This window comes from Paenibacillus endoradicis (assembly GCF_024721975.1).
Map to the genome: position 1 here is coordinate 1 of NZ_JANQBB010000007.1, position 24,599 is coordinate 24,599.

Annotated in this window: 24 protein-coding genes and 7 tRNA genes; 28 read left to right on the forward strand and 3 right to left on the reverse strand. The window is 38.8% G+C overall.

From position 1 onward, the window contains the following. Positions 1 to 252 precede the first annotated feature (252 nt). The 8 genes from NV377_RS20405 (at position 253) to NV377_RS20440 (ending at position 1,473) form a co-directional block, all read left to right on the forward strand. Positions 253 to 329: transfer RNA gene (locus NV377_RS20405), tRNA-Met, on the forward strand. A 5-nt stretch (positions 330 to 334) separates the two neighbouring features. Next, positions 335 to 410: transfer RNA gene (locus NV377_RS20410), tRNA-Val, on the forward strand. A 6-nt stretch (positions 411 to 416) separates the two neighbouring features. Next, positions 417 to 492: transfer RNA gene (locus NV377_RS20415), tRNA-Met, on the forward strand. A 32-nt stretch (positions 493 to 524) separates the two neighbouring features. Then, positions 525 to 601 (forward strand) — tRNA-Asp (locus tag NV377_RS20420). Positions 602 to 619: 18 nt separating this feature from the next. Beyond that, positions 620 to 695: transfer RNA gene (locus NV377_RS20425), tRNA-Phe, on the forward strand. Between the two features lie 13 nt (positions 696 to 708). Further along, positions 709 to 793, forward strand: a tRNA-Tyr gene (locus tag NV377_RS20430). Between the two features lie 14 nt (positions 794 to 807). Beyond that, positions 808 to 883 (forward strand) — tRNA-Lys (locus NV377_RS20435). 128 nt (positions 884 to 1,011) lie between these two features. Continuing rightward, positions 1,012 to 1,473 (forward strand): DIP1984 family protein, encoded by a 462-nt coding sequence (locus NV377_RS20440; RefSeq protein ID WP_258202663.1) that lies wholly within the window; start codon positions 1,012 to 1,014, stop codon positions 1,471 to 1,473. 290 nt (positions 1,474 to 1,763) lie between these two features. On the opposite strand, the gene ssuE is transcribed toward NV377_RS20440, so the two are convergent. Continuing rightward, positions 1,764 to 2,303 carry an NADPH-dependent FMN reductase gene (gene ssuE, locus NV377_RS20445; RefSeq protein WP_258202664.1) on the reverse strand — a complete coding sequence of 180 codons (540 nt, stop codon included), beginning with the start codon at positions 2,301 to 2,303 and terminating at the stop codon, positions 1,764 to 1,766. A gap of 306 nt (positions 2,304 to 2,609) precedes the next feature. Between ssuE and NV377_RS20450 the strand changes: the two genes are divergently transcribed. The 20 genes from NV377_RS20450 (at position 2,610) to NV377_RS20545 (ending at position 22,558) form a co-directional block, all read left to right on the forward strand. Further along, positions 2,610 to 3,731 carry a PucR family transcriptional regulator gene (locus NV377_RS20450; protein ID WP_258202665.1) on the forward strand — a complete coding sequence of 374 codons (1,122 nt, stop codon included), beginning with the start codon at positions 2,610 to 2,612 and terminating at the stop codon, positions 3,729 to 3,731. Positions 3,732 to 3,819: 88 nt separating this feature from the next. After that, a complete protein-coding gene (locus NV377_RS20455; RefSeq protein WP_258202666.1) occupies positions 3,820 to 4,941 on the forward strand; it encodes an ABC transporter ATP-binding protein in 1,122 nt (373 codons plus the stop codon). Between the two features lie 167 nt (positions 4,942 to 5,108). Then, positions 5,109 to 6,047, forward strand: a complete 939-nt coding sequence (hprK, locus tag NV377_RS20460) for an HPr(Ser) kinase/phosphatase (RefSeq protein ID WP_258202667.1) — start codon at positions 5,109 to 5,111, stop codon at positions 6,045 to 6,047. A 42-nt stretch (positions 6,048 to 6,089) separates the two neighbouring features. Next, on the forward strand, positions 6,090 to 7,223 hold the full coding sequence (lgt, locus tag NV377_RS20465) for a prolipoprotein diacylglyceryl transferase (protein WP_258202950.1): 1,134 nt from the start codon (positions 6,090 to 6,092) through the stop codon (positions 7,221 to 7,223). A gap of 35 nt (positions 7,224 to 7,258) precedes the next feature. Beyond that, the gene (gene ppaX, locus NV377_RS20470) at positions 7,259 to 7,912 is read left to right on the forward strand and encodes a pyrophosphatase PpaX (protein ID WP_258202668.1); all 654 of its coding nucleotides are present in this window, start codon (positions 7,259 to 7,261) and stop codon (positions 7,910 to 7,912) included. A gap of 1 nt (position 7,913) precedes the next feature. Next, entirely contained in the window at positions 7,914 to 8,405 is a 492-nt protein-coding gene (locus tag NV377_RS20475) for an acyltransferase (protein WP_258202669.1), read from the forward strand. A 169-nt stretch (positions 8,406 to 8,574) separates the two neighbouring features. After that, a complete protein-coding gene (locus tag NV377_RS20480; RefSeq protein WP_258202670.1) occupies positions 8,575 to 9,777 on the forward strand; it encodes an ATP phosphoribosyltransferase regulatory subunit in 1,203 nt (400 codons plus the stop codon). Beyond that, on the forward strand, positions 9,777 to 10,421 hold the full coding sequence (gene hisG, locus NV377_RS20485; RefSeq protein ID WP_258202671.1) for an ATP phosphoribosyltransferase: 645 nt from the start codon (positions 9,777 to 9,779) through the stop codon (positions 10,419 to 10,421). The genes NV377_RS20480 and hisG overlap by 1 nt, the downstream gene beginning before the upstream one ends. Before the next feature lie 119 nt (positions 10,422 to 10,540). Beyond that, positions 10,541 to 11,827, forward strand: coding sequence for a histidinol dehydrogenase (hisD, locus tag NV377_RS20490; RefSeq protein WP_258202951.1), 1,287 nt, complete (start codon positions 10,541 to 10,543; stop codon positions 11,825 to 11,827). A 111-nt stretch (positions 11,828 to 11,938) separates the two neighbouring features. Further along, complete coding sequence (gene hisB / locus NV377_RS20495) at positions 11,939 to 12,538, forward strand: imidazoleglycerol-phosphate dehydratase HisB (RefSeq protein ID WP_258202672.1); 600 nt, start codon at positions 11,939 to 11,941, stop codon at positions 12,536 to 12,538. Between the two features lie 308 nt (positions 12,539 to 12,846). Next, positions 12,847 to 13,449, forward strand: a complete 603-nt coding sequence (hisH, locus tag NV377_RS20500) for an imidazole glycerol phosphate synthase subunit HisH (protein WP_258202673.1) — start codon at positions 12,847 to 12,849, stop codon at positions 13,447 to 13,449. A 343-nt stretch (positions 13,450 to 13,792) separates the two neighbouring features. After that, positions 13,793 to 14,551, forward strand: coding sequence for an imidazole glycerol phosphate synthase subunit HisF (hisF, locus tag NV377_RS20505; RefSeq protein WP_258202674.1), 759 nt, complete (start codon positions 13,793 to 13,795; stop codon positions 14,549 to 14,551). After that, positions 14,548 to 15,213, forward strand: coding sequence for a bifunctional phosphoribosyl-AMP cyclohydrolase/phosphoribosyl-ATP diphosphatase HisIE (hisIE, locus tag NV377_RS20510; protein ID WP_258202675.1), 666 nt, complete (start codon positions 14,548 to 14,550; stop codon positions 15,211 to 15,213). Before hisF ends, hisIE begins: the two co-directional genes overlap by 4 nt. Positions 15,214 to 15,340: 127 nt before the next feature. Beyond that, on the forward strand, positions 15,341 to 16,291 hold the full coding sequence (locus NV377_RS20515; RefSeq protein WP_258202676.1) for a ribose-phosphate diphosphokinase: 951 nt from the start codon (positions 15,341 to 15,343) through the stop codon (positions 16,289 to 16,291). A 143-nt stretch (positions 16,292 to 16,434) separates the two neighbouring features. Then, a complete protein-coding gene (locus NV377_RS20520) occupies positions 16,435 to 18,177 on the forward strand; it encodes a tetratricopeptide repeat protein (RefSeq protein WP_258202677.1) in 1,743 nt (580 codons plus the stop codon). 218 nt (positions 18,178 to 18,395) lie between these two features. Then, the gene (locus tag NV377_RS20525) at positions 18,396 to 19,346 is read left to right on the forward strand and encodes an ROK family glucokinase (RefSeq protein WP_258202678.1); all 951 of its coding nucleotides are present in this window, start codon (positions 18,396 to 18,398) and stop codon (positions 19,344 to 19,346) included. Between the two features lie 13 nt (positions 19,347 to 19,359). Then, the gene (rapZ, locus tag NV377_RS20530) at positions 19,360 to 20,247 is read left to right on the forward strand and encodes an RNase adapter RapZ (protein ID WP_258202679.1); all 888 of its coding nucleotides are present in this window, start codon (positions 19,360 to 19,362) and stop codon (positions 20,245 to 20,247) included. 21 nt (positions 20,248 to 20,268) lie between these two features. Continuing rightward, on the forward strand, positions 20,269 to 21,246 hold the full coding sequence (gene mgfK, locus NV377_RS20535) for a gluconeogenesis morphogenetic factor MgfK (protein ID WP_258202680.1): 978 nt from the start codon (positions 20,269 to 20,271) through the stop codon (positions 21,244 to 21,246). A gap of 6 nt (positions 21,247 to 21,252) precedes the next feature. After that, positions 21,253 to 22,194 (forward strand): DNA-binding protein WhiA, encoded by a 942-nt coding sequence (gene whiA, locus NV377_RS20540; RefSeq protein WP_258202681.1) that lies wholly within the window; start codon positions 21,253 to 21,255, stop codon positions 22,192 to 22,194. Between the two features lie 94 nt (positions 22,195 to 22,288). Continuing rightward, positions 22,289 to 22,558 carry an HPr family phosphocarrier protein gene (locus NV377_RS20545; RefSeq protein WP_258202682.1) on the forward strand — a complete coding sequence of 90 codons (270 nt, stop codon included), beginning with the start codon at positions 22,289 to 22,291 and terminating at the stop codon, positions 22,556 to 22,558. Positions 22,559 to 22,808: 250 nt separating this feature from the next. Here the strand turns inward: NV377_RS20545 and NV377_RS20550 are convergent, their stop codons facing one another. After that, entirely contained in the window at positions 22,809 to 23,744 is a 936-nt protein-coding gene (locus tag NV377_RS20550; RefSeq protein WP_258202683.1) for an L-lactate dehydrogenase, read from the reverse strand. Positions 23,745 to 23,746: 2 nt separating this feature from the next. Further along, a complete protein-coding gene (locus tag NV377_RS20555) occupies positions 23,747 to 24,535 on the reverse strand; it encodes a formate/nitrite transporter family protein (RefSeq protein WP_258202684.1) in 789 nt (262 codons plus the stop codon). Between the last annotated feature and the right edge of the window lie 64 nt (positions 24,536 to 24,599).

Here is a 24,599-nt window from a genome sequence, read left to right on the forward strand (position 1 = left end):
GAGGTTGATAGGTTCGGGGTGTAAGTGTAGCAATACATGTAGCTGACGAATACTAATCGGTCGAGGGCTTATCCTAAAAATCTTTTCTTTGCGCAGGCAAGAAAAGTACATCGCAAGAGATTCACTTTGGAGTTTTACCTTTCACATCCAGTTTTCAAGGTGCAAAAACCTTGTATCTAAGCTATAATTTTACCGAAAATTGTAGTTGACAAGTTCATCATAATCCAGTAAGATGGACAAGTCTTAAATTGTGGCGGTGTAGCTCAGCTGGCTAGAGCGTACGGTTCATACCCGTGAGGTCGGGGGTTCGATCCCCTTCGCCGCTACCACAAATGGAGGATTAGCTCAGCTGGGAGAGCATCTGCCTTACAAGCAGAGGGTCGGCGGTTCGATCCCGTCATCCTCCACCATATTATCGCAGGGTGGAGCAGTTGGTAGCTCGTCGGGCTCATAACCCGAAGGTCACAGGTTCAAGTCCTGTCCCCGCAACCAATTTTTACTGGATAGAAGAATTTTATTAATACGGAGCTGTGGTGTAGAGGCCTAACATGCCTGCCTGTCACGCAGGAGACCGCGAGTTCGAATCTCGTCAGCTCCGCCATTATTTCTTCTATTATAAGGCTCGGTAGCTCAGTCGGTAGAGCAAAGGACTGAAAATCCTTGTGTCGGCGGTTCGATTCCGTTCCGAGCCACCATTTTTTTAACCGTGGAGGATTAGTGAAGTGGCTAAACACGGCAGACTGTAAATCTGCTCTCTTCGAGTTCGGTGGTTCGAATCCATCATCCTCCACCACTTCTATTTTATAGGAGCCATTAGCTCAGTTGGTAGAGCACCTGACTTTTAATCAGGGTGTCGAAGGTTCGAGTCCTTCATGGCTCACCAGTTATTAATCGAACAGAGAGGGAAACCTCTCTTTTTTTGATTTTAAAATATAATTAACTTATAATGATAATTCGAATGATTCGCTAAATATATAGTTATTAAGTTACTATGAATGAGGAGAGGTCTTTTTGAAACTAGCCGAAGCATTACTTTATCGTGCAGATGCTCAGAAAAAAATAGCTCAATTAAAGCAGCGTTTGGAACGTGTAATAAAAGTTCAAGAAGGCGAACAACCGAGTGAAGACCCTGTAATATTACTTGAGGAATTGAAACTTGCTACAATAGATATGACACTTTGGATACAAAGAGTTAATCGTACCAATGCTATAACTGCTTACAACGACCAATTAACTTTATCAGATGCGTTAATTGAAAGAGATCGTATCATGATGTATCGAAATGCTTTAGCTACTGTATTAGAACAAGCATGCATTACGCAAGATCGATATAGTAGAACCGAAGTTAGATTTGAACGTACTGTTGATGTAAAAGAGATTCAAAAGGAAATAGATATATTATCTAAGACTTATCGCGAAATGGATATAAGAATTCAAGAATTAAATTGGACTGTAGAACTTATTATACAATAATATTGTAGGTAGACGGATCAATTGAAGCGAGCATGACCCGCCAACAGGGCAAGTTGGAACTAAACTGCGGACTAGGGCAATCCATTTTTACGTTTAGCCCAGCAAAGTTACTTATGAGCGATAGCTCTGTACCGATTACAATGTACATTTAATACCATGTGCTGATCAATTGTTCTGTCGAGGGTGGGAATGGGGACAATATATATTACTATATTCTATTAATAACAAAGAGGTCTTCTTAACGATAGTTTTTAAACTATTGTTAAGAAGACCCCTTTTTGTAAACTTAATTATTGCAAATATTTAGTTAACTCTTTTACGGTTTCTGAAAGTCTAGTTTGCGTATCAGCATCCAAAGTAAATATATACTCTCCAGATTCAAGTTGCTCACGAGTAACTGCAGAATCCGTAGCATAGACACTCTTAGTATATTGACGTGCTCCCATAGAGGCTAGTACAGGTTTCAAGGAATAATCGATAGCAAGTAAATGTGCCATGGAACCAGCGATGAAGACAGGAGTAATAATTTTCCCTTCAAATCCTTTTTGCGGCAATAGATCGATATATGCTTTCAACACACCAGTGAATGAAGCTTTATATACTGGGCTTGCAACAATAACGGCATCTGCTTGATCAATGAGCTCATTAGCAGCGATAATATGTGGACTATTAAAACGTGTATATACTAGATCCTCAGGAGGCAAATCTACAACATGAATGGCAGCCGTTTGAAATCCAGCTTCTGATAATGTTTGACGAATATAATTGGTCATTCCGTTAAGTCTCGAACTGGAATTCGGACTGCCTGATAAAATAACAACCTTATGCATAATTTTATAGTATCCTCCTAAAACTTAATATTGCTTAGTTAATATGTTTCCATCCAACAAAAATAGCTTCAAAAGATATAGCCTTAAACTTTTTGTCATCTAATTAACATGCTTCCTGCTAATAAAAAGTAGCAACGAAAGCTTATGACTATGCAATTATAAGTATATATATGTGTGTATAAACTGCTATCAAGCGTATCACGAAGTAACGATAAGGGTCAAGAAACAAGCACAGAGGTTAATTGTATCCCAGACCCATTAATATGGTACAATTACGGAAACTGCATCTATGGGAGAGTGTCTAGTATGAGTGTTATAGATATGACGAAACAATTAGAACAAATATTGAATTGTTCTGTTATACGTAGCAATAGAAGTTTGGAAGATATCGCTATATTTATAGGACCTTCGTACGAGAACGCTACTATAGAAAAGGGACAGTATATTGAAGGAAAGCATGATTGCTGGTTAGTAATGGATTTATTCGCAGATTATTGCGAGGTGATTGAATTTCAACAGAAAAAGTTAAGTGCAACAGAAATGCAACTTATCGCAATTCTACTATTAAATAAGACGAGTGTTACACTCGATAACCAATATGCAGGTATGACGAAGATTGAGAAGCAGGCAACAAAATTAGGTGAATGGCTGCAAGGTCAAATGGATACTCATGCAACGAGGTCAAATATTCCTGAGCATCTTATTATGGCGAGTTCTCTATATCATGAGATGGTTCCAATTCTACTAATTGCTGATAGTTCCATGCAATCTCAGAGTAGTTATGCAGAACTGGACAAGCTCCTTCGTTCTTTCTTATCTGAAGATGTGTTACTTATTCCATTGCCACATGATGAATGGTTAATATGGGGACCAACCTCATTGCTAAAAGATGATGATTCCTCCGATTCTGATCATATGAATGAAGAGACAATAGAAGATAGTTTAGCTAATATTGCTCATGGCTTACACGATATGCTAGCTAGTGAATGGATTGGTGAAAGTCAGCTTGCAATTACCTATCCTATAGTACCCGCTAAATCAATGGTTGAGACCGTAGGACAACTAAGAGAGAGTATTCATATCGGGCGTAAGTTTCATGTCGGAAACAATATACATTTGCCATGGCTACTTCAATTAGAAGTACTATTGCATGCGATACCTGAAGTTCATCGTCAGAAGTATTTAGAACAATCATTGAAACGTGCAGAATTATTTGTAGAGTCAGAAATGTTGGCTACTTTAGAGACTTTTTTCAATCTGGATTGTAATGTTAGTGAAACAGCTAAGAAATTATACATTCATCGAAATACGCTATTATATCGTTTAGATAAGTTGAAACATGAGACGGGACTTGATGTTAGATTGTTCCGTGATGCCGTATTAGTGAAGATAATTTTACTATTGTACAAAGTTACGAAAACGCATTAACTTTTTTGTAAAGTATGTGCATAGTCAATAGTCTACACTTAGGATAAGATAAGGACATAAGAAAATTTCACTTTAGGGGGAAATACACATGGCAGGCGTACGTTTAGAAGGAATTTATAAAAAATATCCAGGAACTGAAAGAGCTTCCGTAACTGATGTTAATCTTGATATTAAAGACAAAGAATTCTTGGTACTAGTTGGTCCGTCTGGTTGCGGTAAATCCACAACTCTTCGTATGATCGCTGGTCTTGAAGAAATCTCTGAAGGTAAACTATTCATCGGCGACCGTTTGGTAAACGATGTAGCTCCAAAAGATCGTGACATCGCGATGGTATTCCAATCATACGCTTTGTATCCACATATGAACGTATACCAAAACATGGCTTTTGGTTTGAAACTTCGTAAATTCAAAAAAGCTGATATCGACAAACGTGTTCGTGAAGCAGCTACAATTCTTGATATTGTACATTTGTTAGATCGTAAGCCAAAAGCTCTTTCTGGTGGTCAACGTCAACGTGTTGCACTTGGTCGTGCAATCGTTCGTGAACCTCAAGTATTCCTTATGGATGAGCCGCTTTCTAACTTGGATGCAAAACTTCGTGGACAAATGCGTGCGGAAATCTCTAAATTGACTAAACGTCTAGAGACTACAACAATCTACGTAACGCATGACCAAATCGAAGCAATGACAATGGGTGACCGTATCGTTGTAATGAAAGACGGTTTCATTCAACAAACAGCTTCTCCTGAAGAACTGTACAACAACCCAGTTAATATCTTTGTTGCAGGTTTCATTGGATCTCCATCTATGAACTTCATCACTGGTGCAATTACTGAGCAAGCTGGCGAAGTTAAATTCAAAGCTAGTGGTGTAGATGTAGTTGTTCCTGAAGGTAAAGCAGCTATTCTTCGTTCTAAAGGTTTCATTGGTAAAGATGTTGTTCTAGGTATTCGTCCAGAGGATCTTCATGAAGAGCCTGTGTTCCTAGAAGCTTCTCCAAAAACTATCGTTTCAGCTAACATCGAAGTTGCTGAAAACCTTGGTCACGAAATGTACCTATACCTTAACGGTATCGGCACTGATTCTGTAATCGCTCGTGTAGATGGTCGTTCTACTCTACGTGATGGCGCTACAGTAAAACTTGCAATCGATATGAATAAAGTTCACATCTTTGATAAAGAGACTGAACTTAACATTTTCGAAAACTAATTTATTATTAAGGCCTCACTGCAAACTATTGCGGTGGGGTTTTATTTATTTAAGGGAATTTTATCCATTAGAAAAGAGCCATAACATTGCGTTTAGGCTCTTTTTGCTATACCATTGAGACATGATGTAAGAAGGTTTATGGATTGTCATTGGAGGAGGAAATAAGTATGCCGAAGAAAGTAAAGGTAGCTGAACTTGTTAGACATTTCCAACTGGAAGTTCTATCTGGGGAAGATGGATTAAAACGATTAATTACCGTAGATGATTTGTATAGACCTGGCTTAGAAATGGCAGGTTATTTTCATTATCACCCAATTGAGCGTATTCAAATATTAGGACGTACAGAAATATCGTTTATAAGTATGCTTCCAAGTGAAGAAAGACGTGAACGTATGCGTAAAATCTGTTTGGAAGAGACACCATGTATTCTTATTTCTCGCGGTTTGGAAGCACCAGAAGAGCTAATTGAATTTTCTAATGAAACTCAGATTCCTGTATTGCGAAGTAATATTGCAACAACGATATTATCTAGCCGGATTACAGATTTTCTTGAAAATAAATTAGCACCAACAGCTACTATCCATGGCGTACTTGTTGATGTGTATGGTGTAGGTATGCTAATTACTGGTGGTAGTGGGATCGGTAAAAGTGAAACTGCATTAGAGTTAGTGAAACGTGGACATCGGTTAATTGCTGACGATGCAGTGGAAATTAGACAAACATCCGATGGTAAATTAACAGGTACCGCACCTGAACTTATTCGTCATTTGCTTGAAATTCGTGGTCTAGGCATTATCAATGTTATGACATTGTTCGGAGCAGGTGCTGTTCGTACACAGAAACGAATTGGTCTAGTCATTCGTCTTGAAAATTGGCAACAAGATAAACAATATGATCGTTTGGGTCTTGATGAAGAAAAAACTCAAATTATTGAAACGAATGTACCACTCGTGACGATTCCTGTAAGACCTGGACGTAACCTCGCGGTAATTATAGAAGTGGCAGCAATGAATTTCCGTTTGAAACGAATGGGATATAATGCTGCACTACAATTTACGAATAAATTAACTGAGACAATTGCAGATGATATGGATGATTACGATTGAGAAATAGTTGTGATGTAGCTGGAATTAATATTGAAAGGGTGAATATCATTGGAATTGGTGCTTAATCCAATCATGTTAGAAATCGGTCCGTTAATCATTCGCTGGTATGGTGTTATTCTGGCATTAGGTGCAGTAGCAGGACTGTTATTAGCTATTCAAGAAGGTAAAAGATTTGGAATTAAGTCTGAATTTTTTATGGATTTATTATTAATAGGAGCCCCTACAGCAATTATTGCCGCACGGATATACTATGTGGCATTTCAATGGGACCATTATAAAAACAATCTAGGCGATATAGTTAAAATATGGGAGGGCGGTATTGCGATTTATGGCGCAATAGCAGGCGCGCTCATATGTGGATACTTTTTCAGTAAAGCAAAAGGCTATAGTTTCTGGAGAATAGCTGATATTTGTGCTCCTGGGTTATTAATTGGTCAAATGATTGGTCGCTGGGGTAATTTTGTTAACCAAGAAGCTTATGGTGGTCCAGTAGAGGAATCATTTCTAAGAGACACATTACATATTCCGAACTTTATTGTTGAGCAGATGTATATTATAAAAGATAGTACATTTGTTCATCCAACATTTTTATATGAATCGCTTTGGAGTTTATTAGGGTTAATCCTACTGTTCGTAATCCGTCGTCGTAGTTTCTTACGTGAAGGTGAATTAATCGCAACTTATATTGGTTGGTATTCTATTGGTCGTTTCTTCATTGAAGCTCTTCGTACGGACAGCCTTGGATTTGTTGGTCCAACATGGTTAGCTAACCTTATCAATGGACTATGGACACCGATGGAAGTCGTATTCCAACAAGGATACATGTCTCCAGCTTACGGAAATATTCGTAGTTCACAATTAGTAGCATTACTACTTGTTCTAGGTGCAATTATTTTCGTAATCGTACGTCGTATCAACATTAAAACAATTACTTATTATAATGATCCTCTTATTTCTTCAAAGGCAGTAACTGCTATCGGGGTGGATCAAGTAGCGGATAGTCATGCAAAGAAATCATTAAAGAACAAAGCTGATAGTGCATCTACTATTGTTGATTCTAAACCAGATTCAACAAAGAAAACGGATAACCAAGGCTCAGATTCTAAGGCGGAACAACATACTGATGAAGGTGGACACGCTGATTCATCAGGTGGAGATAGTGGTGGCGGAGAATAATTATCATTAACGATAAGATTAAAGGATGACATAACATGAGGGCATACGATACAGTACTATTCGATTTAGATGGCACTATACTAGATACGAATGAATTAATAATTAGATCATTTATTGAGGCGTTACAAGGTACGGTTGATGAGAATTTTAATCGAGATCATATTATTCCTTCAATGGGAGCGCCATTAGCAGATCAGATGAAACGTTTTTCAGGTTTGGAAGATGTAGAACATCTTGTTGTAGCTTATCGCGAAGTAAACTTACGGCTTCATGATGAGTATGTAAAGGCATTTGATTACGTACTTGAAGTGTTGGAACGTTTACATCAAGATGGTGTGAAAATTGGTGTTGTAACGACGAAAATGCGTTTAACGACAGATCGTGGATTAGATTTTGTTGGTATTACGAAATACATGGACGCAGTTATTACAATTGATGACGTAGTCAATGCTAAGCCTCATGCAGAGCCTGTTCAAAAGGCTTTAGCACTACTAGGTGTAGGTCCGGAAAAAGCGCTTATGGTCGGTGATAGTACAGTTGATATTTTGTCAGGAATTAATGCAGGTGTTGATACTGTAGCTGTTGCATGGTCAATGAAGGGTGAGCAAGTATTGAAAGAAGTAGGAGCGAAATATGTCATTCATGATATGCGCGATCTTTATGCAATTGTAGGATTGGAGATTAACTAATTTGCGGAAAATTACTCGTTATCCTATAGAAGGACCTAATTCTCTCTGGCAGGTCTATTCTACAGTTAGTTATTGGAAAGCCATTCGTAACTTTATAGCTATTCAGATCGCACGTTACTGTCCCAATCTTTCTATGAAAAATTGGATATATCGACGCGTATTAGGTATGAAGGTAGGGCAACATACTGCATTCGCATTAATGGTAATGGTTGATGTGTTTTTCCCTGAAAAAATTACAGTGGGCAACAATAGCATTATTGGATACAATACGACAATATTGACGCATGAATATCTTATTAAAGAGTACCGAATCGGTGAAGTACTTATTGGTGCTAATGTTATGATTGGTGCCAATTGCACGATACTTCCAGGTGTTACCATTGGTGATAATGCTGTCGTTGCTGCAGGCTCGCTTGTACATAAAGATGTTGCGCCAAATAGTTTTGTAGGTGGTAATCCAATGACCGTTATAGTGGAAAATAGGAACGAGTAAACCTCATACCCTTATTACGAATATCTGACCTGCAGATATCGTAATAAGGGTATGTTTGTATCCACTTGACTTTACTTATTATTGCATGCTAAAATAGCAAAAACCTTTATTTTGTTAGCATGGTAATATATTAACGCTTTAATATAATAAAGAACTGAGGAGAACGGATATGTCTAAGCCTAAAGTATTTGAAAAACCGATTGGTGTGAAGGATTATTTACCGAATGTTGTGAAAAAGCTGCGTGCGGTTGAACATAAAGTACTTAGTTGTATGGAAGGATGGGGCTACGAGCAAATTATTACGCCTACAATGGAGTTTTACGATACTGTAGGCGTTGCTAGCTCTACATCAGATGCAAAGTTGTTTAAGTTATTGAATAATCGTGGGACGACGCTCGTGTTACGTTCTGATATGACGGCACCTATTGCAAGGGTTGTTTCTTCATTATTGAAAGATAAGCAATTTCCACTTCGTTTATCGTATCACTCTAATGTGTTTCGTACGATCGAAGAAGAAGCGGGTCGTGAAGCAGAATTTTTCCAGACAGGTGTTGAGCTTGTAGGGGATTCTTCTCCTGAGGCTGATGCGGAAGTTGTTGCACTTGCCATTGCTTCGTTGAAAGCAGCAGGAGTTGAAAGATTCAAAATTGCGATTGGTCATGTTGGATTTTTGAACGGTATGATTGAAGATGCGTTGAAAGATCGTCAAGAGGATCAAGCCTCATTGAAGGAAAAGCTATTAAGCAGAGATTATGTTGCTTATAAAGCGCATCTTAATCAATTGGAATTGTCAGATGCAGTTCGTAAAGAGCTATCTGATCTTCTACGATTACGTGGTGGAGAAGAGATATGCGAACATGCTCTAACCGTAAGTAATAATAATACAGCACGAGAAGCGATTAAGCATTTATGTGAGATTTGGGCAGTGCTTGAAGCATACGGAGTTTGTGAGCATGTTTTAATTGATCTTACGATGATAGGGGACTTCTCATACTATACAGGTATGACGTTTGAAGGTTATGCAGCAGACCTAGGATTCCCAGTAGTAAGCGGTGGACGATACGATAATTTGTTATCTCAATTCGGTAGACCTGCCCCTGCCACTGGTTTCGCCTTAAAAACAACTAGAGTGTTGGAATTGTTAGGTAACGACCAAGATGAACAATTACAAAAGACATTAATTATATATGATGAGCATGGTCGCTTAGAAGCTCTGCAACAGGCACGAGCTTTAAGGGAAGCAGGAAATCACGTCATTACAAATAAAGTGTCTGAGTTGCCGGCACAATTAGCGTCAAGTGGAGATATGTCATACCAAGGCGTTACGTATTCTGTGGTGAAGACATATGTAGGCGAAGGAGAGAAAGTGTAATGAATGGAAACAATGAAAACGTGCTAAGAGTAGCAATGCCTAAAGGCCGTATCTATAAACAAGCATCTCAACTTTTTCGCGATGCAGGATTGCCTATTCCAACTGAATATGATTATACTCGTAAATTAATTATTGAACTTCCTGAAGCGAAGATGGAATTCATTATGGCCAAACCAGTTGATGTTCCTACTTATGTTGAATATGGAGTCACGGATATTGGTATTGTAGGCAAAGATGTATTAATGGAAGAAAGTAGAGATGTTTATGAGCTACTTGATCTAGGTATTGCAAGATGCCGTATGAGTGTTATTGCTTTGCCAGATTGGAAGCAAACCATTCACCCAAGAGTAGCAACGAAATATCCCAATGTTGCTTCTGCATATTTCCGTGAGTTAGGTCAGCAAGTAGAGGTTATCAAATTAAATGGATCTATTGAGTTAGCACCTATGATCGGTCTTGCTGATCGCATCGTCGATATGGTAGAAACGGGTCAAACGTTAAAAGAGAATGGTTTAGTAGAGCAAACAGAAATTTTCGAAATTACGAGTAGATTGATTGCCAATCGAGTAAGTTACAGAATGAAAAATGAACGGATACAAAGCTTATGTGATTTGCTTCAAGAGACTTTAGCAGCAAGAGTTTAGCTCATCATTTAGCAGGCAAACAGTATGATGGGAATGTTATATATAGTATGATTACAGTTAGTGTATTTACATAATGATAAGACTAACTGTGAGTGGGAAGGAAGCGTGATGATATGAGTATGCGATTATTAAAGCCTGAACAATTTGGCTTAAAGCGAGAAGTAGAATATGGCACACCTCAGCAAAATGCCGATGCAGAGAAAATTGTAGCTGACATTAAAGCTAATGGTGATGAAGCGCTATTGCAATATACGGAGCAATTCGATCGAGTGAAACTAACAGCAGATCAGCTAAGAGTTACCGATGAAGAAATACAAGCTGCGTATGCTCACGTTGAAGAAGATTTTCTTATAGCGATTCGTGAAGCAGCTCAAAACATCCGGAAATTCCATGAAAAACAACTACGCAATTCTTGGATGGATCTTTCTCCAGATGGTACAATGCTAGGTCAAATTATGCGACCATTGAAACGTGTGGGTGTATATGTACCTGGTGGAAAAGCAGCATATCCTTCATCTGTATTAATGAATGTTATACCGGCACAAGTAGCAGGTGTTCCTGAAATCGTAATGGTTACTCCGCCATCGACTGGCGGTAAGCAAGGTATTGATCCTTATATTCTTGTAGCAGCTGCGGAAGCGGGAGTGAAGGAATTATATCGCGTTGGTGGAGCTCAAGCTATCGCTGCGTTAGCATATGGTACTGAAAGTATTGCACCTGTCGATAAAATATGTGGTCCAGGTAATATATATGTTGCTTTAGCTAAACGTGCTGTATACGGCGTTGTTGATATTGATAGTATTGCAGGACCTAGTGAGATTGTTGTGTTAGCGGATGATACGGCTGATGTTCAATATATTGCTGCTGATCTACTTTCACAGGCCGAGCATGATGAGATGGCTTCCGCTATTCTCGTAACGCCATCAGTTAAGCTTGCGGAGGCTGTTATTGAAGAAGTAGATCGTCAACTTGCTACATTACCACGCCATGAAATTGCTCGAGCTTCTATTGATCAATATGGAGCTGTATTACTAACGGAAAGCATTGACGAAGGAATTAAAGTAGTTAATCAACTTGCTCCTGAGCATCTTGAAATTATTACTGAAGATCCGATGAGCTTGTTAGCTTATATTGAAAATGCTGGAGCGATTTTCCTTGGACCATACAGTTCTGAACCTGTTGGTGATTATTTCGCTGGGCCGAATCATATCATTCCAACTAATGGTACTGCACGTTTCTCATCTCCTGTTAATGTAGACGACTTCTTGAAGAAATCAAGCTTAATCTACTACAGCAAACAAGCGCTAATGAGCAATGGAGATAAAATTATGACTCTTGCTCGACACGAGGGGCTAGAAGGACATGCTCGCGCGATAGAAATGCGTTTGAATAAAGAAAGACTATAACATATGTGCTAGCTTGTAGACGCGAGTATAACGCGTTTATAAGCTAGCTTAACTTGGATTGATTATGTGAAAATAATAGTGAGATAACTTATAGAAAGAAGTTGAATATAGATGACAAAACAATCTACTCGCGAGGCTTCTATTGTTCGCAAAACGAAAGAAACAGATATTAAATTAGCATTTAATGTGGATGGTCAAGGCGAATCATCCATTCAAACAGACGTTCCATTTCTAAACCATATGCTTGATGCATTTACTAAGCATGGTCATTTCAATTTGAACGTTGATGCAAAGGGCGATATTGAAATTGATGATCATCATACTGTTGAAGATATCGGTATTGTGCTTGGTCAAGCATTGCTTCAATCACTTGGGGATAAATCAGGTATTAAACGTTGTGCGAGTGTTTTTGTTCCGATGGACGAAGCTCTAGCTCAAGTTATTGTAGATATTAGTAATCGACCGCATTTTGAATATCGTGCCCAGTACCCATCTGCACATGTAGGAAGCTTTGCAGCAGATCTTGTTCATGAGTTTCTATGGAAGTTCGCATTAGAGTCACGTATTACACTGCATGTTATCGTACACTACGGTTCCAATACGCATCATATGATTGAAGCTGTATTCAAAGCATTAGGAAGAGCATTAGACGAAGCGACGAGTATTGATCCGAGAGTAATAGGCGTACCATCCACAAAAGGCGTCCTTTAATAAGGTAGTTCAAACATCGGAAGTTCAAAACAGTCACTTGTGATCATGAGGTACAGCACTTAAGCTTAGTCGACTGCGAATATGCCCCCCATCGAAAGCCTGCGTGTGCTCACGTACACAAAAAGTACGCTGTGCTACTCGTTTCCGCTGTGGGGCATCTTCTTGATGCTGACAAGCAAATGTTTTGAACCTTCATTGTAATATAGGAAGTAGAGCATGTTATTTTTGAACTAATTCTTCCAATGAAGCCAATCATCGTTATCAATGTTTGCTTTTTGAACTACCTATATAGAAAGTGGGATTTAACAGTGATCGTAATTATTGACTATGGAATGGGTAATTTGCACTCTGTTAGTAAAGCGGTTGAACGCTTAGGTTATGAAGCGGTAGTAACTGGAGATGCAGGGACGATACTTGCTGCGGATGCTGTCATATTGCCAGGCGTTGGTGCATATGGCGATGCAATGCAACATCTACGTGAGTCTGGGCTTGATGTAGTAACGAAGCAATTTGCTGCAACAGGGAAACCGTTGCTTGGAATATGTCTAGGAATGCAATTGTTATTTGAACAAAGTGAGGAATATGGAATCCATCAAGGGCTGGGCTTACTAGAAGGTGAAGTCATTCGCTTTAAAGGAGAGTTCAAAATTCCACATATGGGTTGGAATAAGCTTCAGTTTTTGCAAGACTCGCCATTATTCCTTAATTTAAATGAAGGACATGTATACTTCGTACATTCTTATCATGCCCTCCCGAAAAATGAAGCTAACTTGCTAGCAACAGGAGATTATTACGGACCAGTTACAGCAATAGTTGGAAAAAACAATGTGTATGGCATGCAATTTCATCCAGAAAAAAGCGGCGAGTTAGGCATGCAATTACTACAAAATTTCTTAACATTATCAAGATAGGAAGTTCAAAAAGTGGACTTTGATAACGATGAGTATGCTAACGTAGCATATTCGATATCGAATATGAAGCGAATTTAGGAAGTCCGGTACGCATGTACCAATAGCGTACATTTACGTTTCCTCCTTCCTAAAATTATCTCCATCTTCTCGACTTGCGAAATCCCACTTTTTGAACCTCGATTTAAAGTGGAAGTTCAAAAAGATTACGCTTCCGTTGTAACTTTTTGTTCGCAGGAAGTTATGAATTAAGCTTCACAAAAAGTAAGGAACATGCTTACGAAGTGAGTTTTTGTTTGCATGAAGTAGAAGTTTAAGCTCCAAAAAAAATTAAGGAGGGGTAACGATGCTTGCTAAAAGAATCATTCCTTGTCTGGACGTTAAGGATGGTCGTGTTGTAAAGGGCGTAAATTTCGTTAATCTACGTGATGCTGGAGACCCTGTTGAACTAGCTGCTACTTACGATCAAGAGGGTGCTGATGAGCTAGTATTTCTTGATATTTCTGCTTCGGTCGAAGGTCGAGCTACGATGATTGAAGTTGTTCGCCGCACAGCAGGGGAAATTACGATTCCTTTTACAGTTGGCGGTGGTATATCTAGCGTTGATGATATGACTCGCATTCTACGCGCTGGAGCGGATAAGATCGGAATTAATACGGCAGCTGTACTTACACCAGAGCTGATTACTGAAGGGTCACGTCGTTTTGGAGCGCAATGTATCGTTGTTGCTATCGACGCTCGCTATAATGAAGAATGGCAAGACTGGGAAGTTTATACTCATGGTGGACGCAAGCCAACTGGCATTCATGCAGTAGAATGGGCTCGTAAAGTGGAAGAACTTGGCGCAGGCGAAATACTGTTAACGAGTATGGATGCAGATGGTACGAAGGATGGATTTGATATTGGATTAACTAAGGCTGTTGCAGAAACAGTTGGTATACCTGTTATTGCATCAGGTGGAGCGGGAAAAGTTGAGCACTTTGCTGAAGTGTTCAATGAAGCAAACGCAGATGCTGGACTTGCAGCAACAATATTCCACTATAAGGAAATGACGATAGCTGAAGTGAAGGATGATCTGCGGATAAAAGGGGTAGAGGTACGATGAGTTTTAATGATATTAAATGGGATAGTAACGGATTAGTGCCTACGGTTGTCCAAGATGCTCAAAGTAAAGAAGTACTTATGCTTGCTTATATGAATGAACAATCATTAACATTATCTCAAGAGTCAGGCTACACTTGGTTTTGGAGTCGCTCTAGAAATGAGTTATGGAATAAAGGCGCAACTAGTGGACATAAGCAACGTATAGTAAGTATGTCTTATGATTGTGATGGCGACACTTTACTTGTAAAGGTTATTCAATCAGGTCCTGCTTGCCATACTGGTAGCTATAGTTGCTTTACGAATGATATTGATATTGCCCAGCAGGAGAGTGCGCAAGTAGCACTAGACGAGCAAGACCGCTTCAGTATGCTTGCTCAGCTTGAGAAAACTATTGCATTACGTCATGCAGAACGTCCGGCGGGCTCGTATACGACATATCTATTCGACAAAGGTGTCGACAAAATTTTGAAGAAAATTGGCGAAGAAAGTGCTGAAGTTATTATCGCAACGAAAAATGATGATAATGATGAATTACGTTCTGAAGCTACCGATCTTATCTTCCATTTATCAGTGTTAATGCGTGAGCGCGGGCTATCTTGGGATGATATTATGAGTGAACTAAAATCACGTGAAGGTAAGCAAACAACGAATAAAATGCGATAGTTTTAAACTTTGTCGAAAAAAAGTGTTATTCTCTTTTTGAATTATTGACAAATCAATGTATAATAAGACAAGAAGTAAGCTCATGTTTACATTTAATTTATATGGTTGAAACGCTCAGGAGGGTATCATGTTAAGCGACAAGGTGCGTATATTTTCGGGTTCATCCAATCCCGCTCTAGCTCAAAAGATTAGTGAACATCTCAGTGTACCGTTAGGGGCTATTAAAATTTCCCGCTTTAAGAGTGGTGAAATCTATGTCCACTATGAAGAGACGATTCGGAATTGTGATGTGTTCCTAGTACAATCTTTTTCTCATCCGATCAACGAGCACTTCGTAGAATTGCTAGTTATGATTGATGCAGCGAAGCGTGCTTCAGCGCGTACGATTAATATTATTATGCCGTACTATGGCTATGCTCGTCAGGAGAGAAAAGCAGCTCCTCGCGAACCGATCTCAGCTAAAATGTTAGCTGATGTATTAACGACTGTAGGAGCTACTCGTGTAGTAACGATCGATCTACATGCACCTGCAATTCAAGGTTTCTTCAATATTCCTGTTGATCACATGACGGCATTAGATCTTATTAGTTCTTACTTGAAATCTAAGAATATTAAGAACCCAGTTGTCGTTTCACCAGATGCTGGCCGTGCATCTACAGCAGAAAAGCTTGCGAACTATTTGGATACATCATTTGCCATTATGATTAAGAAGCGTACGGCTCATAACGAATCATCGATTACTCACGTTATCGGTGATGTTGCAGGTCAAACGCCAATCATTATTGAGGATATGATAGATACTGGTAGTACAATTGTTAATGTTGTGGAAAGTCTGAAAGAACATGGTGCTGAAGATGTGTACGTATGTGCGACACACCCATTATTCTCAGGTAATGCAATTACGAGGTTAGATCACCCTAGCATTAAAGAAGTGATCGTAACAGATACAATTGCTTTACCAGAAAATACGCCAGATCGATTTAAAATTCTGACGGTGGCACCATTACTAGCCGAAGCTACAAAAATTATTTTAGATGGTGGTTCAATTAGTACACTATTCAAAAATAATGGTGTCTAGTAACAGCGTTTCAAAAAAATGAGCTAAACATATAAACTGCGGATTGACGACTAGTCATCCGCGGTTTTTGTTTTCTAATTGTAGTTTTCAAGAGCGACTATGTTATAATCGAATCAATACAGAAAAAAGGAGGTGCCTTGTAGATGAATAGAAATAAAAAGGTAGTAGGAGAAAATCGTAATATTATATCGATTCAAATGGATGCTAACTTTTTCTATGAGCGAGCACTACGCTCCTTGGATAGATTTCACTATGACAAGGCACTCAAATATTTTCAAAGAGCCGTCGATTATGAGCCAAGCAATCCTATTAACTACTGCAATATAGCCGGTGTGTTATCTGAAATAGGTAAATACGGTGAATCCAATCATATCTTACAAAAAGTAATTGATGAAATAGATCCGAATATGACAGAATGTCATTTCTACATGGCGAATAATTTTGCGAATATGGAGTTCTTTGAAGATGCAGAGCGAGAACTTATTCAATATTTGCAAGAAGACGAGGAAGGTCAATATTTAGAGGAGGCTGAAGAGATGATTGAATTTCTTGAGCTAGAACTTGAACGACCAACTTCAATCACTAAAGTAAAAGCAAGAGCAGGCGTCTATGAACATATTCGAGCACGCGAACTGCTAGAGAAGGGTCAGTATGCTGACGCCATTCAATTACTTCAAACGATTACGAAAGAAAATCCTGACTTTCTTGCTGCACGAAATAATCTAGCACTCGCTTATTATTATGTAGGTTTCAAGGTAGAAGGGAAGCAAGCGATTGAAGAAGTTCTTGAAGAGGATCCTGGTAATTTGCATGCATTATGCAATTTGGCATTGTTCTATCACTACGAAGGTGAAACAAATGCATTAAATGCCTTACTCCAAGCCTTAAAAAATATAGACCCATTCTATCAGGAACATACGTTCAAGATGGCAACTACAATGGGTATTTTGAAAGAACATCGTATTGCACTTCGTCACTTTTCTCGATTGATTAAAGAAGGCGAAGCGAAGAAAGATCCTTGTGTTTGCCATTTTGCAGCAGTAGCTTCATGTAATATTGCTAAATACGATGAAGCCAAAAAATATTGGGATCTGTATAAAGTGATGGATGAACATTCATCCATACCGCAATATTTTTCAATATTGCTCAAGATGATAAAGACTGATCCATTAAAAGTATCCCTTTCTTATAGTTACTATGCTACGGTTGAAGAGCAGATGACCATATGGGAGCAACAATCTCGTGAGCGCGGTGTAGCTATTGAGCCACAATTTATGAAAGCATTTTTTTATTGGGCATTACAATACGGTGACTATGCTGCGAAACTGAAAAGTATTCAAGTAATGGAGCCATATGCGGATGAGCATGTTGTTACTGCTATGAAACAGTTTTTATTACTACCAGCTGAAGATGATTACTTGAAGCAAATAACAATGTTTGTTCTTCGTTCCATGGGTATTAATGAAGCATTCCAAGTTATGCTAAGTGGACAGAAGGTAAATGTTGAAGCAGAGCGCATACCTGCGATGCCTCCTTTGGAGTTAAGGTATAGCGATCTAGTCTGGGAAGAAGTTGCTCAACTAGCGATTACAAAAACGGCAAAACATTATAATGTGATCCAGCAACATGATATGATTACATTGTGGATTAATTTTCTAAGTAAAAGTTCCAGAACTGCTCCTAAGTTGAATAAGATTGAAGCTTGGGCTGCAGCCATTGAATATCTAACTGCCAAAATGTACAATCGACCAGTAACGTATCATGATGTCGCGCTTCGATACGGAACAAGTATTTCTACAGTTAGTAAACGCGTTAAACAGATAGACGAAATATGTGAAGTGAAAAGCAAGATGAAGTCGATTACTTCTTCTTGGTTTGTTACTTGATAGAGGCAGTTACAAGTCTAACGCAAATGATGATCATTCTATAATAGTAGTATTAGAACAGATAAAGAGACTATGCTATGTGAGATATTTCATTGGCAATAGTCTTTTGCTTTTTCTAATATAGTGTTATCCCAAAGCAATTTGCGATGCTTGACCATTGCGTTTACAACGCTTATAGTTGAAATTGAACTTTATATTATGAACGAGGTGGCTTTGTCATGTCTGAAAAAATTTATGTTGGCGTTGATGTTGGAGGTACAACTGTAAAGTTAGGAATTTGTAATTCAGATGGTACATTATTACAAACATATGAAGGGCCAACAGAGGTTAGTAAAGGGCCGGATACTATTCTTCATAATATTGCAAAATACGTAAAATTAATTGTAGAAGAATCCTCTTATGAATGGTCTCAAGTCGGCGGTGTTGGAATCGGTATCGCTGGATTCTTGGACATCCCTAATGGTATTATGAAAAATTCACCTAATTTAAATTTAAATAATATTGATATTAAAGGCTTTTTGGAGAAAGAGCTTAATACAATAATAAAAGTAAACAATGATGCAAATGTTGCAGCACTTGGGGAAGCTTGGGCTGGAGCGGGGCGTGGTATTGCAAATTGTGTCATGTATACTCTTGGTACTGGCGTAGGTGGAGGCATTATCATCGACGGTAAAATTGTTGAAGGATTCCAAAGTGTTGCAGGCGAGCTAGGTCATATGGCAATTGTACCTGACCTTGAGGCTATACAATGTGGCTGTGGTAAGATGGGTTGCCTTGAAACGGTGTCTTCTGCTACAGGTATTATTCGTATGGCTAAGGAAGCTGTAGCGCGTGGAGACCGTACTTCTCTAGTAGAAGTAGAAGATATTATGGCAAAAGATGTGCTGGATGCAGCAAAAGCAGGGGACGAAGTAGCTACACGTATCGTCAACCGCGCTGCTTATTATCTTGGTCGTTCCATGTCTATGATGTCAGTTATCCTTAATCCAGAATATTATATTATCGGCGGTGGCGTAGCTAAAGCTGGTGATTTCTTATTTAATCAGATTAATGAAGTGTTTGAAAAGTATACGCAAGAAGCTTCAAAAGATGGAGTTAAGATTGTACCTGCGGTGTTAGGTAATAATGCTGGTGTAGTTGGTGCTGCTGGTCTAATTCTAAGAGGATAGTAGGTGTTGCTGAGTGGAAGCGACAACGACTTTGTCACAACTTGTTATTATTACAGGAATGTCTGGTGCAGGTAAAACAATTGCAGTTCAAAGCTTAGAAGATCTAGGCTTTTTCTGTGTAGATAATTTACCGCCCGTGCTTATTCCAAAATTTGCTGAATTGATAGAGCAATCTAATGGAAAAATCGGTAAAGTAGCATTGGTCATAGATTTGCGAGGTAGAGAATTTTTCACTTCTTTATCCGAATCACTGGAATATATGAACAAGCATCATACGATTAGCTGTGAAATTTTATTCCTAGATGCGAAAGATGAAACTCTTATACAGCGCTACAAAGAAAGTAGACGCAGACATCCTATGTCTCAGCATAGTATGCCATTAGAAGGTATACGCGCAGAGCGGACGTTGTTAGAAGATTTGAAAGGCAAAGCTTCTTTAATCATTAATACTAGTGATTTGAAGCCGGCAATGTTAAAAGAACGTATTATTGATCACTTTGGTCAGACACAGTCTACCTCTTTAACTGTAAATATTACTTCTTTCGGATTTAAATACGGAATACCACTCGATGCAGATCTTGTATTCGATGTTCGTTTCTTACCTAATCCACATTATATCGATGAGCTTCGTCCAAATACTGGTCAACATCCAGATGTATATGATTACGTCATGAAATGGCCTGAAACTCAAAAATTTTTGGGGAAATTAGTAGACATGTTAGAATATCTTATTCCTCAATATGATGAGGAAGGAAAAAGTCAGGTCGTAATCGGAATAGGGTGTACGGGTGGAAAGCATCGCTCAGTAGCTATCTCTGAGTACTTAGGTACAGCTTTGAAACTTAAAGCATCAGAACAGATACGTGTTAGTCATCGTGATTCAGAGCGCGACAGGCATTAATGAGAGGAGAGCATGCTCATCGTGCAGAAGGTTGTCAGACGCCCTAAAATAGTTGTAATTGGTGGAGGAACTGGCTTATCTGTAATGTTGAGGGGTCTGAAAGAAAAACCTCTTGATATTACAGCAATAGTTACAGTTGCCGACGATGGTGGTAGTTCAGGTATTTTAAGAAATGAGCTACAGATCCCTCCACCCGGCGATATTAGAAATGTGTTGTCCGCGTTAGCAGATGCAGAGCCTTTACTTGCAGATGTGTTACAATACCGTTTTAAATCAGGTACAGGATTAGCAGGTCATACGTTGGGTAATCTAATGTTAGCAGCGATGACAGACATTTCTGGGGATTTTGTAACAGGAGTTAAGCAACTTAGTAAAGTTCTAGCTGTACGAGGAAGTGTGTTGCCGGCTGCCAATCGATCTATTGTATTAAAGGCTGAGATGGTAGATGGAACAATCATTACTGGAGAGTCGATGATTCCTAAGGCTGGTGGGGCAATTAAACGAGTCTTTCTTGAACCGCAAGATGTTGAACCTTTACCTGAAGCTGTTGAGGCGATTGAGCAGGCAGATGCGATTCTTATCGGTCCTGGGAGTCTATACACGAGCATCATGCCGAATTTAATGGTTCCGAAGTTAGCGCAAGCTATTGTTGAATCGGAAGCTGTAAAGCTGTTTGTATGTAACGTCATGACGCAGCCCGGAGAGACAGATAATTACTCAGTTAGTGATCATCTGGACGCAATCTATGATCATATCGGTCATCATTTGTTCGATTATGTTATTGTAAATAATGGTGAAATACCTCCTCACGTAGAAAGCAAATATGCTGAGATAGGTGCAAAAGCAGTACAATTAGATATTGATGAAGTAACAAAGCGTGGTTATCATGTCATTGCGGATCAACTCGTACTATTCCGTACTTTTCTAAGACATGATGCAGAAAGGTTAAGTCATCATATTTATAAACTAGTTGAGAACTGGATGCTTAGAAAGAGGTGAGATGAAATGTCTTTTGCGGCACAGACCAAGAAGGAATTAACGATGATACAGACAGATGACTGTTGCGAAAGAGCAGAATTAGCGGCTCTTATGCGAATGAATGGATCTGTCAGTTTATCGAGCCGCAAGGTCGTATTAGATATTTCAACGGAAAACGCTGCGATTGCTCGTAGAATATATACACTCGTGAAGAAGCATTTTGCGGTACACGTAGAATTGCTTGTTCGTAAAAAAATGCGCTTGAAAAAGAATAATGTCTATATTGTTCGGATGCCTGAGCGCGTGCAAGAAATATTGAGTGAGTTGAAAATTGTATCTGAAGGATTTATGTTTACCTCAGATATAGACAAGGATATTATTAAGAAAAACTGCTGTAAGCGTTCCTACTTAAGAGGAGCATTTCTTGCTGGCGGTTCGGTTAATAATCCAGAAGGTTCATCATATCATTTAGAGATATCATCTATGTATGAGGAACATTGTAAGTCATTAGTCGATCTTGCTAATAAGTTTTATTTGAATGCTAGGTGCATTGAACGCAAAAAGGGTTTTATTTTCTACATCAAAGAGGGCGAAAAAATCATTGAGTTGCTGAACATTATCGGCGCGCATCAAGCCTTATTCAAATTTGAGGATGTTAGAATTATGCGTGATATGCGTAACTCAGTGAATCGTATCGTCAATTGTGAAACAGCTAATTTGAACAAAACGATTGGTGCTGCGGTTAGACAAATCGATAATATAAAGCTTTTGCAACGAGAATTTGGACTTGATAACTTACCGGATAAGATTCGAGAGGTGGCTGAAGTACGCTTGCAGCATCCTGATCTGAACTTAACGGAAGTTGGAGAAATGCTGAAGGTCAAAGTAAGTAAGTCGGGTGTTAATCACCGTTTACGCAAAATAGACGAACTTGCTGAAAAAATACGGAATGGTTCAACTTTATCCTAGTAGAAACATGACGAAAATGGTATAATAACTTGTAAAGCTCTATTTATGAACGATTATGAATTAATGACTTAATTATATAGGGGGTATGTTTATCATGGCAAGGCTTCCAGTTGTTGTTCGTCTAAAAACAGGACTACACGCAAGACCAGCAGCATTATTTGTACAAGAAGCAAACAAATTTTCCTCCGAGGTATTTGTTGAAAAAGACGATAAAAAAGTGAACGCTAAGTCGATCATGGGTATTATGAGTCTGGCAATTAGCTCTGGTACGGAAATTACAATTAGTGCAGAGGGTTCTGATGCAGAACAGGCAGTTAATGGATTGATTGCATTAGTAAGCAAAGAAGAATTGGAAAACCAATAATAATTAAGCGCATCAATTATGGTTTTTATAAGTCCTTTGTATGTAGATGGATGAAAAGCTATAGAAGGATACCGAGTTATATTCGCATTTTGTGAATATAACTCGGTATCCTTTTTTGCATTTTCTAATGATTAGGAGAGTGCTACTGCTTTTGAACTTAGTCAATCATAAAAGCAGCCTGCATGTTCGAGAGAAAGAGCATTCCTCGTCTCTTCATGCAGGCTGCTTTATATTGTAATGATAATTATAATTACATTTTGTTGGGATCAAGTTCAAGGTTCAAACTATCAATCATACCTTTAAGTTTATTTGCTGATTTCTCGAATAATTGTTGCTCGTCCGGCGTTAGATTCAACTGGAGTGTTTGACGAACACCGCTGCGATCTACGATACATGGAACTCCTAGATAGACATCGGATACGTCACAATAGTTATCTAGCAGTGTAGATACGTTCAATACAGCACCTTCATCATCAAAGATTGCCGTTACAATACGATCAAGGGCAAGTGCGATGGCGTAGTAAGTAGAGCCTTTTGCCTCTATGATCTCGTACGCAGCGTCACGGGTATGAGTGAAGATATGTTCTTTAACATCGTCAGCAAGATCTAGATCTACACCGGCCACATTAGCTAAGCTCCATACCGGAAGCTCGGAATCTCCATGCTCCCCAATAATATGAGCATGTACACTACGAGGATCGATTTTCAATTCTTGGCCCAACAAGTAACGGAATCTTGCACTATCAAGCAATGTACCAGATCCGATGACACGGTTAACTGGCCAGCCAGATTTTTTAAGTGCTACATAGCTCATAATATCAACTGGATTAGTTGCGATAAGAAGAATTGCTTCTTGATTGTAAGGTAAAATTTGTTTGATAATGCTATCAAAAATATCAGCATTACGTTGTAGTAAGTCAGTACGAGATTCACCAGGTTTTTGTGCGGCACCTGCAGTAATTACAATAATGTCTGCACCTACGCAATCAGCATAATTACCTGCCCATAATTTAGCGCCACCTACATATGGCATACCGTGATTCATATCTAGTGCATCACCTGCTGCTTTGGCATGATTTGCATCTATAAGAACTAGTTCATCCACGCGATTACGAAGCAATAGCGTATATGCCGTTGTAGAGCCTACCGCTCCTGTACCGATCATAACAAGTTTACGTGTTTTCATTGTTATTCCTCACTCTCTTTGAAATAAGGTTTGTTTAGATAATAATAGAACGTGGCCATAAGTACACCGCCGCCCATAATATTACCTAACGTTGCAGGGATGAGGTTGTGTAGTATGTCTCCGATGCTAATTGTTCCCCAGCCTTGAGCCGCTATAGATATAGCGAAAACAGACATATTTGCAATACTATGTTCAAATCCAGCGATGAAGAAGCTGAATACCAACAATATCATTACGAACATTTTTGCCCCATCAGTTTTCATAAAGTATGGGATGAAAAATGCTAAACATACAAGCCAATTACATAAGATAGCACGGAAAAATATTTCCACTGTTGAAGCATCAATTTTTTTGTGAGCAACTTCTAATAAAAAAGTATGAACCTTTGCATCAGCAAAAAGTTGTGTCAACCAAATGAGGATTGCGAATAAGATTGCTCCAATAATATTTCCTATATAACTAGATAATAGCATTTTTAGTGTATCTACCCAAGTCATTTTGCGACGCAACGTGGCATAGCTGAGATAAAATGTATTACCTGTAAATAAGTCTCCACCAGCGTAGTAGATTAGAATAATAGCCATACCGAATGTCAATGCAGCAGCAGGATATGCCATCGGTGATTCAACTTGATAGAAGAGAGCTCCCGTTTTAAAGGCGACGATAACACCGAATCCGATAAACATGCTTGCCATAATTGATCTCAATAAAGAGCGGAATTTATTTTCTTGAAATATAGATAATTTCTTTGCGGCTAGTTGTTCGACTTTGGATAATGCTTCTGTTTCCATAATAGAATTCCTCCAAGTAAAGCAAAATCTGTTAGTTGATTCATATATGTATCATAATGTGTAC

Coding starts and splice junctions, on each gene's coding strand:
- ssuE (WP_258202664.1), bottom strand. CDS start 2,303: ATGCATAAGGTTGTTATTTTATCAGGCAGTCCGAATTCCAGTTCGAGA.
- NV377_RS20450 (WP_258202665.1), top strand. CDS start 2,610: ATGAGTGTTATAGATATGACGAAACAATTAGAACAAATATTGAATTGT.
- NV377_RS20455 (WP_258202666.1), top strand. CDS start 3,820: ATGGCAGGCGTACGTTTAGAAGGAATTTATAAAAAATATCCAGGAACT.
- hprK (WP_258202667.1), top strand. CDS start 5,109: ATGCCGAAGAAAGTAAAGGTAGCTGAACTTGTTAGACATTTCCAACTG.
- ppaX (WP_258202668.1), top strand. CDS start 7,259: ATGAGGGCATACGATACAGTACTATTCGATTTAGATGGCACTATACTA.
- NV377_RS20480 (WP_258202670.1), top strand. CDS start 8,575: ATGTCTAAGCCTAAAGTATTTGAAAAACCGATTGGTGTGAAGGATTAT.
- hisG (WP_258202671.1), top strand. CDS start 9,777: ATGAATGGAAACAATGAAAACGTGCTAAGAGTAGCAATGCCTAAAGGC.
- hisD (WP_258202951.1), top strand. CDS start 10,541: ATGCGATTATTAAAGCCTGAACAATTTGGCTTAAAGCGAGAAGTAGAA.
- hisB (WP_258202672.1), top strand. CDS start 11,939: ATGACAAAACAATCTACTCGCGAGGCTTCTATTGTTCGCAAAACGAAA.
- hisF (WP_258202674.1), top strand. CDS start 13,793: ATGCTTGCTAAAAGAATCATTCCTTGTCTGGACGTTAAGGATGGTCGT.
- hisIE (WP_258202675.1), top strand. CDS start 14,548: ATGAGTTTTAATGATATTAAATGGGATAGTAACGGATTAGTGCCTACG.
- NV377_RS20515 (WP_258202676.1), top strand. CDS start 15,341: ATGTTAAGCGACAAGGTGCGTATATTTTCGGGTTCATCCAATCCCGCT.
- NV377_RS20520 (WP_258202677.1), top strand. CDS start 16,435: ATGAATAGAAATAAAAAGGTAGTAGGAGAAAATCGTAATATTATATCG.
- NV377_RS20525 (WP_258202678.1), top strand. CDS start 18,396: ATGTCTGAAAAAATTTATGTTGGCGTTGATGTTGGAGGTACAACTGTA.
- whiA (WP_258202681.1), top strand. CDS start 21,253: ATGTCTTTTGCGGCACAGACCAAGAAGGAATTAACGATGATACAGACA.
- NV377_RS20545 (WP_258202682.1), top strand. CDS start 22,289: ATGGCAAGGCTTCCAGTTGTTGTTCGTCTAAAAACAGGACTACACGCA.
- NV377_RS20550 (WP_258202683.1), bottom strand. CDS start 23,744: ATGAAAACACGTAAACTTGTTATGATCGGTACAGGAGCGGTAGGCTCT.
- NV377_RS20555 (WP_258202684.1), bottom strand. CDS start 24,535: ATGGAAACAGAAGCATTATCCAAAGTCGAACAACTAGCCGCAAAGAAA.